We start from the raw sequence: 9844 nt of genomic DNA, 5'->3' as shown, positions 1-9844 counted from the left end.
GGTCTAGTAGAAGGCGACGTAGTCAATGTCTACAAAGCAGCAACAGGCGGCACAGCAATTGGAACAGCAACAGTTGGCACAGGTGCCACAACAGCAACGGTAACGATTGAACAGCTTGGTGCAGCAGCAGGCAGCGTGTACGTAAGCGTGAAAAAAGCAGGCCAGCTAGAGAGCACAAGAACAGTTAAAGCCTATGAAACTGAAATTACTGCTCCAGTAGCGGCGGCTAACATTGTCGTATTGAACAACGATGGTGACCCTGATATCGTGAGAGTAACAGGTCTAGTTGCAGGTGATGTCGTGAATGTATACACTGTAGCAACAAATGGATCGGTTGTTGGTACAGCTACAGTAGGGGATGGTAAAACATCCGTTAACGTGAGTATCACGCAACTTTCAGTAGCTGCAGGCAAAGTGTATGTAACGATTACAAAAGATGGAAAGCAAGAAAGCACTCGTGTTGCGAAAGATTATATCGCGGAGTAATCATTTCTAAATCAGTGAAGCAGGGGTTGTCTCAAAGGTCGTGGACCTTATGGGATAGCCCCTGCTTTTTTAGCAGTATAATAAAGAAACGGATCCCTATTAGAATGGAAGTGCGTAATGAGCGGTAGTGATGAATTAACAAGATCATGTCAGCCGGGATCATTATTAATTGGTGCAGAGCTTGCCACGTTTGGCATGGGCTGCTTTTGGAGCCCGGAAGCCCTGTTCGGCCACCTTCCTGGTGTCGTTCGTACCTGTACCGGTTATGCGGGCGGAACAGCCCCCGAACCGACTTATCGGCAAATGGGTGATCATACGGAAACGGTGCAAATCACTTTCGATCCGGCTATCATCAGCTTTGGTGAGCTATTGGAAGTCTTCTGGAATAATCATAACCCTGTGAATATTAATGAATACAAGGGACGGCAATACCAGTCATTATTGTTTTATTCGAATGAGGGACATAAGGCTGAGATTAATCGCATATTGCGGAAGCGAGAAGCACTTGGCAAGAGCGAGCCGGCAACAGAGATCGTTCCAGCCTCAGCTTTCCACCTGGCAGAGGATCGGCATCAGAAGTACTACCTCAAAAGATTTCAAGACGCGATGGACAAGCTGGACAATTTGTTCGGGTCACAAGCTGAGCTCCAAAACAGCACTTTAGCTGCCAGACTGAACGGCTTGGCTAAGGGATATACCAATATGGAGCGTATTGTGATGGAAGTCAGGAATTGGCGTATGGAACCGAGCAATCAGGAACGTTTGATTGCATGTATAAAAGAGATAAAGTGGTAGGTCATATGGGGCTGGACAATTATTTGGAAATGGAGTTATTTCCTATTTGCATATACGAAGGTTAGAATGAGAGAGACAAGCCATAACGTAATCGGAAGGAGTGTTGATCATGAAATATCGGAGACTAGGCAAAACAGGTTTACAAGTATCCGTTATCGGCCTCGGTACTTGGCAATTCGGAGGTGAATGGGGCAGAGAATATACGCAGGAGGAGGCGGATGCCATTCTCGATAAGGGTCAAGAGCTCGGTATCAATCTGATTGATACTGCGGAATGCTACGGGGATCATCTCTCTGAGTCGCTTATCGGAGATTATATCAGCCGTCGCAAACGTGAGGATTGGATACTGGCAACGAAGTTCGGACATCATTTCCATGAACGTTTCTCACGGACGGATTCATTCGACGCACAGGGCGTAGTAGCGCAGCTGGATGCCTCACTCAAAGCGCTGAAAACAGATTATATTGATCTTTATCAATTCCATTCGGGCCCGGATCAAGCCTTCGATAATGATGAGCTTTGGACGGCATTGGATAAGCAAATAACAGCTGGGAAAATCCGTTTTCTAGGGACTTCTATCGGCAGTAATGACAATCTGCATCAAACAGAAGCTTCCTCCAGGGCGAACGCTGCTGCCATTCAGGTTGTATATAACCGACTTGATCGCGCACCGGAGGAACGGGTATTCCCATCCTGCATAGAGCAGGATCTAGGAGTACTTGCACGTGTGCCGCTCGCGAGCGGCTATCTGAGCGGGAAGTACAAGCCAGGCGCCGTGTTCGGCGATACGGACGTGCGGCATCGGCATGACAAGGAGAGCACGCGGCTGAAGCTGCTTGAAGTGGAGCATATTCAGCGCGAAGAGGTTCCTCAAGGGGTGGCGATGGCTAGCTGGGCGCTCGCATGGTGCTTAAAGCATCCTGCTGTAACTGCAGTCATTCCTGGCTGCAAGGACCCGGAGCAGGTTGAAGCGAATGCGAGAGCAACTGAGCTTATTATCGAGCCGCACCCGCAGGATGTTAGCTAGCAGCGTAAGGATACGGATCAAGAGACGAAATGAGTACACGAAAGAGCTGCCTTCCATCTTGTGGGAGGCAGCTCTTTTTAGGAAGCTATCAGCGATGCTATGGATGAATAAGATGTACCGCAGCTATTGAACGATAGAGCTTATCTCTCTTCTAAAGCACAGTAACATGCTGACGATGTTTCTCGAAATCAGATACGCGGCATTCCAGCTTCATTCGGGTACCTTCTGCTTCATATTCCGTTGCTTCCACATGAGCATGCTCGTTGAAATAAGCGACAAGGCGCCCTTGGCTAAACGGAATGAGCAGCTCGCATTTCATATAATCGTCAAAAATATGGTCGCGGATAACCTGTATCAGCTCATCTAGGCCGCTTTTTTCTCTCGCCGACAGGTAGACGTTGTTATCCTTCACAGCGGGATAGGCATGCTGTGTCAAATCGCACTTGTTGTAAGCATAGATCGTTGGAATATCGTAGGCTCGCAGTTCTTTCAGCGTCTCATTCGTTACCGCCACGTTCTGCTCATACTCATCATGGGCGTAATCCACGACATGCACGAGCAGATCCGCTTCGGTTACTTCCTCCAAGGTCGAGCGGAACGCTTTGACAAGATGATGGGGAAGCTGGCTGACGAAGCCGACTGTATCCGTAAGCAGGAAAGACTTGTTGTCAGGCATGTCGATGCTTCGAACGGATGTCTCAAGCGTTGCGAACAGCATATCCTTGGCGAATACCTGCTTCGTCGTCTCCGGATTGAATTTCTCCAGCAATGCGTTCATTAAGCTGGATTTGCCTGTATTCGTATAGCCGACGAGACAGACGACCGGCATCTCATTCTTCTGCCGCTGCTTACGCTGGATCTGACGTCTTGCGACGAGCTTATCCAGTTCAGCCTGCAAAGCCGTTATTCGTTCTTCGATCCGGCGACGGTCGAGCTCGAGCTTCGTTTCACCTGCTCCTTTATTCTTGAGACCAGCTCCGCCGCCCTGACGGCCAAGTGAGGCACGCAGCCCGACGAGTCGAGGCAGCATGTATTGGAGCCGGGCAACTTCAACCTGAAGCTGGGCTTCTCTTGTTTTGGCGCGCTCGGCGAAGATATCCAGAATGAGTATAGTGCGGTCTATAACTGTTCGCTCCAAAGCGGCTTCCAGATTGCGAATCTGGGAATGGGACAGCTCATTATTAAATATAACGACATGGGCATCATGCCCATCAAGCAGCGCAAGCAGTTCCTGAATTTTACCGGTGCCGATATAGTGTGTAGGGTTGATGCGCGCTGCCTTCTGGCTGAGCTCATCTACGACCTCGATATTGTTGGCCGCTGCGAGGTTACGTAGCTCTTCCATGGAATAGGCAAAGTCGGTTTGGTTCTGAAGCTCGACGCCGACGATAATCGCTTTTTGATTCGTTTGTTCCATTATTCATCATCCTCTTAAAGTTAGTTAGAAAACAAAAAACACAGGCAGCGCTGCCTGTGTCAGGTAAGAGGAAATCAGAATCAGCCGCAAGGAACTACATTCCCGGCGCTTGTGGATCGATAGTCCTCCCAAGATATAGAAAGCGGAAGCGCTATGAAGGCAAAAAGCTTATCCTCTACTATAGCCGCTAACGTTCAACTCTATACACTTATGAAGTTTCCGTTCTAAAGGTAAATACGTGGCAAGGGAACCTGTTGATCCCGCCGTCGTATTCGTTCAATCTATGGGTTACCTTCAAAATGGCAGACCTATCCTGAGTCCTCTGCACACAGGCAGAGCTTTGGCGCTATTCAATTAGCAGCTGCGCAAAGACCTAACTCGGATAAAGTCTATCACATGTAACCCTCCGTTCGTTTAAAGTAGCACCAGTGTAGCACAATAACGCTTCTCGCGGCAAGTCGCAAGGAAGGCTTTATGTTTGACTCCAATCCTGCCTGAGCGTAAAGAGTTCCTTCAGCGCTTCCGTGGAGAGCTCCGTTATCCAGCCCTCGGAGCTGGAAATAACATTCTCGCTAAGCTGCTGCTTGTTCTCCAGCATTTCATCGATCCGCTCCTCCAGTGTACCGAGCGAGATAAACTTATGCACCTGCACATCCCGACTTTGTCCCATACGATAGGCGCGGTCGGTCGCTTGGTTCTCCACTGCAGGATTCCACCAGCGATCAAAGTGGAAGACATGGTTCGCTGCGGTTAGATTTAGTCCGACTCCTCCGGCTTTGATGGATAGAATGAACACATTAGGCTGCTCTTCCACAGGAAGAGAGGTCGACTGGAATTGATCGATCATACGGTCGCGAGCAAGCTTCGTCGTGCTGCCGTTCAAATACAGAACAGGCTCTTGCAGCTCTTGTGCGAGCACGGCTTGAAGCAATTGCCCCATGCCGATATACTGCGTGAATATGAGACAGCGTTCCCCTTCATCCCGCAGTTCCCGCACCATCGCTAGCAACCGCTCGAGCTTGGCGGAGCGATTGATCAGTTCGTCGCTTACACGCTGCTCATCCTCATTCGCGACAGTAACTCCCGGAACGGGTTCCTTCGTCAATAGCACGGGATGATCGCATATTTGTTTAAGCTGCATGATCGCGGAGAGTATAGCGCCTTTCCGCTCGATCCCCTCAAGCTTCTGCATCCGATCCATGAGCTGGTTGACGGTTTGGTTATACAATGCGCCTTGCTCTGCTGTTAAATGGATGTAGGTTTTCATTTCGTTCTTATCAGGCAAATCGAGCTGGATAGCCGGGTCCTTCTTCTTACGGCGAAGCATGAAGGGCTTAACAAGCTTCTGCAAATCAGCTGTTCTAGTCTTGTCATGCTCCTTCTCGATTGGATTGCCAAACCGCTGCTGGAAGCCGTGAGCGGTTCCTAGGAAGCCAGGGTTCATGAAATCATATATTGACCAAAGCTCAGACAGTCTGTTCTCGATTGGCGTTCCGGTCATAGCAATGCGGTGCTGAGAAGTTAAGCTTCGGACAGCGGCAGATTGTTTGGTTTGTGCATTTTTAATATTTTGAGCCTCGTCCAAGCAAATAGCAGCCCAAGTATGCTTCTGCAGCAGCTCCTGATCGAGTGTTGCTGTTGCGAACGAGGTTAATATAACATCGGCTTGCTGGATTTCTTCAAGAAACGCTGCCCCTTCCAAGCGCTTGCTGCCATAATGAAGCTGGACATGAAGCATGGGAGCAAAGCGGCTGATCTCCTTCTGCCAATTCCCAAGAACAGAGGTAGGACAAATAATGAGCGCAGGCGATCTTTCCTTCGCTTGAGCGTTGCTTTCTTTTAAGTGCAAGAGATAAGCGATAAGCTGGATGGTCTTGCCAAGACCCATATCGTCAGCAAGGCAGGCGCCTAGCCCGAATCGTCTTAGGAAGGAGAGCCAAGCGAAGCCTTCATGCTGATAGGCTCGAAGCTCGGCCTTAAGCCCTGACGGTACAGGAAGGAGCGGCCATTCCGAGCGCTGGCTGAGCTGGCTGACGAGCCGCATGAGATGCTCGTTCAGCTCGACCTCCAGTTGGATACGCTGTGCTTGCTCCGTGTCTTGCTCTTCTTGATTCTCCTCCGAATCGTCGCTGCTTCCCAGCAGGTGAAGCTGCAGCACATCTTGAAAGGATAACCCCTGAGAGCGGTCGATGCCTGCCATGGCTTTGCGAATTTGAGCGAGGAGGGCAGGGTCGAGCGAGATCCACTGTCCTCGGAAACGCACGAGTCTCTCGTTGCGGTCTACCAGCTCATTAAACTCCGATTCGGTGAGGCTCGTTTCTCCGATGGCAATACGCCAGTCAAAGTCGATCAGTGTATCTAGTCCGAATAACGATTCCCCGCTGCTCTCCGTACGTGAGCTAATCTTGGCTCGCAGCTTAGGCTTCTTGCGGCTGGCTGCCTCCCACCATGCAGGAAGCAGCACCTGCCAGCCGGCAGCAAGCAGCCGCGGGCTGTCGACAGCTAGAAAGCGCCATGCAGCATCATTCCCGAGCGGCGCTTGCAGCACATCCTCAGGCGGACCCGCGAACCGTTCGCTGGACAAGCAGGCGCGCAGCTGATCCAGCCATCCGGCTGACCGTTCTTGCACGGCAGCTGACCAAGTCGCGGGCCATGAACCAAACGCTTCGCCAGAAGCGGAAAGCTTGACTGGTACGAGTACCGCAGGATCGAGCTTGTCCTGCAATATAAGTTTCAATTGCCAAGGATCCAGTACATCCTGCGGTTCAATGAGCTGCAGCATCGGACGGAAGAGCGCCTGATCGGCTTTCCAGCCAATCGCGATGAGCCAAGCCTGAGCGTCTAATCCGGCAGCGGATGCATGATTCTTGTCGAAGAGCAGCGGATATTCCCTTCGCAGATCGGCTGATTCGGTTTCGCTGCTATAGCAGGAATCGAACACCGCCGCGGAGAAGGCAGCGTGCAGACCATCAAGCAAGCCAGAATCGTCCTGATCAGCAGGCAGCTCAGCTACTATCTGCTTGTGCAGCGAAGGGTTGTCCCATGTCCATTGGAGCTTCCCTGAGCGGAAGGCGGAGAAGCTGGGCATATAACGCCAAGCTTGGATTTCCGCGGCCAGCAAGGGAGCAAGCTTGGCTAGCGATTGCGCGTGATCTCCCCACGTCCATGCAATATGTGCAAGCGTGTTGTTCTCAGCAAAAAATGGGATAACCTGCTCAGCAGGAAGGAGGATCAGGTCCACTCCCTGCACCAGTTGAATTTCAAGTTCTGTGCCATAGAAGGATTGCTCGTGCCACGCGAACAGGCGATGCTTCAGGCTAATGCCGCTCAAATAATCATTCCTGTCGTCAACGCCATATAGGAGTGCATCGCCGTGGGTCGTCAAATTAACCTGAACGGATATGGCTTTCATAGCTATGCTCATGTAATCAACTTTCCTTTCCTAAGCTCCTCTTGCAGAGCCCTAAGCCTGCTATACCGTGAGGCGAAGGCAACAATATAGGCTTCCCACCGCGGCTCATTTTTTAGTTTCTTGTACAGCTTGGCGAGCCGCTTCAACAGCTTGACCGCTATTTTATAACCGCCTCTGTTTTTGAGCAGCACATAGGATTCGACGGCCTGATGATAGAAGGGCAGCAGCAGCTCTGGGGCATTTTTCTCAATAGGAGCGAAGACGCTGACCTTATATTGGAAAGGATCGGTTCCCATGCTGATCTGGAAGTCTATCCACAGTTTCCATTTACCGTGAACGAGTAGTTTTTTTTCATATAGGGATGGCGAGAGCTGGAAGAGCGGCTCCCACATTTGCTGCTCAGCACTAGGAATATGCAGGATGGCTTGATCCCAGTAAGTATAAAATAGTTCAAGGCTGTTCAGCCGCTTACCTTGCATCCACGTAGTGGCCTTAATAAGCCATTCTAATAATCGCTCCCATTCCGCAGCACTGCTAATTGCACTCAGTGGCAGGATTAAATCGGCAGGGCGGAGCTGTAGGCTGCTATTTAACTTGTCAAACTGCGATATTGCTTCACTATCGCGATGCAGCAAGCTGTTCATCCATGCCTGAGCTACCAGGCACGGATAGCGGGACTCCTCGGACTTAGGCTTATCCGATATGACTTGCAGCAGCTCAAGCTCCTTGGCGTACATGGCTGCAGCGTGCTGATCCGATGGCAACCAATATTGCCAAACACGGAAATAAACATGGGAGAAGTAAGCTCTCTCACCAGACTCTAGCAGCATTAGCTTGCGTATGAAGGCAACTGAATCATCGAACAGCTGCGGATAGTTCTCCCCAGAGTCGGCATCAGAAGGCTGAAGGATACTGTCAATCAATTGCTGCATCTCGGTAATTGCTGAATAAGTATGGAAACCAATGAAGGTTCCATGCCTGAGCGCTTGAGTCGGCGATATATTCACAAGCAGTATAAGAACATGAAGGTGGGCGTGCAGCTCGAATATACGCTCTTCCTTCGGCAACAGCTTAGGTTTAATGGGTAGAATGACATGAAGTGCAGCTTTTATGAAATCTAGGTTGTGGATATGATCGGACAAGGCACTCGTGCAGGCTTGAAAGGCGGTATGCCACTCCGTTAAATTCATCGTATCGATTGTTTTCATAAGGAAGGTCTCCTATAAGGTTAAGATCTATTGAGGAATCAGCTTATTATAGCATTTATCGGGGGAATGCTCTCTTAGATTTCATTGCTGTCGATCGGGGTGAATTTCTATTATTTCATGTCGCTCACAGCGTGGTTTATGTTATATTATGGAGAATATGTACATTCATGATACGGCAGAGGGTAAAGCAATTAAACCAATCGGTGGGGGCCATTCGGATGGACTATGTAAAGGATCTTCTGCTGAATATATTCATTATTTGTTCTCCACTTGTTTTCTACCCATATATCTATAAAATTAAAAATAATATTCATGCGTTTCGATTTAATATATTTATCCTCTTCGCATTAGCTATCGTTACGACGATGTCGTTCCCCATTAATCTGAACGGTCTGCAATATGATTTCCGATCGATCCCTCTGGCTATTGGTTCTTTATTCGGAGGCTTTCAGGTGTCAGTCTTTTTATACATAACCCTTTTCCTATACCGATATTTCAGCGGTAGTCCTCATGACTGGATTTATGCGATGTCGCTGGCTCCGAGCTTTATTGTTTTTCTCTTTTTATATAAGCGCTACAGCACTTTGACTCTGACCCGCAAAATATCAGTTGCGGTTTTATATTGTACGCTAATCAAGCTGCTGGCCTTTACTGTATTTCTTTCTTGGACCGGGCATTTGGAACTGTTGGCCAACAAGCCCTGGGCAACGGTACAAACGTATATCCTGCAGGGAGTTATTGCTGGCTTATGCGTCTATGTCATCGAGATGCTGCATACATTTTTTCAGATGCAAGAGGAAATCATAAGAAGCGAGAAGATGAAGATCGTCGGAGATATGGCTGCTTCGGTGGCACATGAGATTAGGAATCCCTTGACGACGATAAAAGGATTTATTCAGCTTTTTGCGACAGCAGAGCTTGACGTGGAGAAGAAAATTCTCTATCAGAAGATTTGTTTTGAGGAACTGGAACGAGCTGAGGTGATTATTGCGGATTATCTTGCCCTTGCTAAGCCGGACCCAGAGGTTATTGAGGCAATTGATATCCACAAGGAAATACACCATTTGGCGAATGTACTTATGACTTATGCGAATTACAATAATATTCAAATCCAAGTGGAGACAGAGGAAGAGCAAGCTTTCCTTATTCAAGGGGATCGTTATAAGTTCAGGCAGGCACTGATTAATATAGGCAAAAATGCGATCGAGGCGATGCCAGGGGGCGGCTTATTGGAGCTGAAGACGACCATTAATGAGCATCAGGCTTGGGTCATCGTAAGTGATAACGGCAGCGGTATGTCATCTGAGCAGATTAGGAGACTGGGTACACCTTATTATTCCACGAAGGAGAAAGGGACGGGGCTTGGCATTATGGTTTCGTTCGGCATTATCAAGAAGATGAACGGGAAAATTACGATAAAAAGCGAGCTAGGGCAAGGAACGGAGTTTCAGCTTGTTTTCCCAAAGGCGAATTAGACATTTGCTCTTATTCTAATTCAT

The 9844-nt window shown here is 49.0% G+C and carries 7 protein-coding genes; 4 read left to right on the top strand and 3 right to left on the bottom strand.

Annotation, left to right across the window (positions count from 1 at the left end; all coding sequences use genetic code 11):
* The 3 genes from FGT79_RS22355 to FGT79_RS22345 all read left to right on the top strand — a co-directional run.
* Positions 1 to 486 (top strand): IMP dehydrogenase (locus tag FGT79_RS22355; RefSeq protein WP_246096555.1); only part of this gene is annotated, 486 nt, incomplete at its 5' end.
* A gap of 117 nt (positions 487 to 603) precedes the next feature.
* Positions 604 to 1281, top strand: coding sequence for a peptide-methionine (S)-S-oxide reductase MsrA (gene msrA, locus FGT79_RS22350; protein WP_138755058.1), 678 nt, complete (start codon positions 604 to 606; stop codon positions 1279 to 1281).
* A gap of 109 nt (positions 1282 to 1390) precedes the next feature.
* Entirely contained in the window at positions 1391 to 2308 is a 918-nt protein-coding gene (locus tag FGT79_RS22345) for an aldo/keto reductase (protein ID WP_138755057.1), read from the top strand.
* A gap of 151 nt (positions 2309 to 2459) precedes the next feature.
* Here the strand turns inward: FGT79_RS22345 and hflX are convergent, their stop codons facing one another.
* The 3 genes from hflX to FGT79_RS22330 all read right to left on the bottom strand — a co-directional run bounded on the left by hflX (position 2460) and on the right by FGT79_RS22330 (position 8345).
* A complete protein-coding gene (gene hflX, locus FGT79_RS22340) occupies positions 2460 to 3725 on the bottom strand; it encodes a GTPase HflX (protein WP_138755056.1) in 1266 nt (421 codons plus the stop codon).
* 472 nt (positions 3726 to 4197) lie between these two features.
* Complete coding sequence (locus FGT79_RS22335) at positions 4198 to 7149, bottom strand: DEAD/DEAH box helicase (RefSeq protein WP_138755055.1); 2952 nt, start codon at positions 7147 to 7149, stop codon at positions 4198 to 4200.
* Positions 7146 to 8345 carry a hypothetical protein gene (locus tag FGT79_RS22330; protein ID WP_138755054.1) on the bottom strand — a complete coding sequence of 400 codons (1200 nt, stop codon included), beginning with the start codon at positions 8343 to 8345 and terminating at the stop codon, positions 7146 to 7148. Before FGT79_RS22330 ends, FGT79_RS22335 begins: the two co-directional genes overlap by 4 nt.
* Before the next feature lie 167 nt (positions 8346 to 8512).
* Between FGT79_RS22330 and FGT79_RS22325 the strand changes: the two genes are divergently transcribed.
* On the top strand, positions 8513 to 9820 hold the full coding sequence (locus tag FGT79_RS22325; RefSeq protein ID WP_138755053.1) for an ATP-binding protein: 1308 nt from the start codon (positions 8513 to 8515) through the stop codon (positions 9818 to 9820).
* The last annotated feature ends 24 nt before the right edge of the window (positions 9821 to 9844 follow it).

The sequence above is a fragment of the Paenibacillus sinopodophylli genome, from assembly GCF_005930355.1.
Lineage (GTDB): Bacteria > Bacillota > Bacilli > Paenibacillales > Paenibacillaceae > Pristimantibacillus > Pristimantibacillus sinopodophylli.
This window is presented reverse-complemented; position numbering and strand designations above follow the sequence as displayed.

Coding starts and splice junctions, on each gene's coding strand:
- FGT79_RS22330 (WP_138755054.1), bottom strand. CDS start 8,345: ATGAAAACAATCGATACGATGAATTTAACGGAGTGGCATACCGCCTTT.
- FGT79_RS22335 (WP_138755055.1), bottom strand. CDS start 7,149: ATGAGCATAGCTATGAAAGCCATATCCGTTCAGGTTAATTTGACGACC.
- msrA (WP_138755058.1), top strand. CDS start 604: ATGAGCGGTAGTGATGAATTAACAAGATCATGTCAGCCGGGATCATTA.
- FGT79_RS22325 (WP_138755053.1), top strand. CDS start 8,513: ATGATACGGCAGAGGGTAAAGCAATTAAACCAATCGGTGGGGGCCATT.
- hflX (WP_138755056.1), bottom strand. CDS start 3,725: ATGGAACAAACGAATCAAAAAGCGATTATCGTCGGCGTCGAGCTTCAG.
- FGT79_RS22345 (WP_138755057.1), top strand. CDS start 1,391: ATGAAATATCGGAGACTAGGCAAAACAGGTTTACAAGTATCCGTTATC.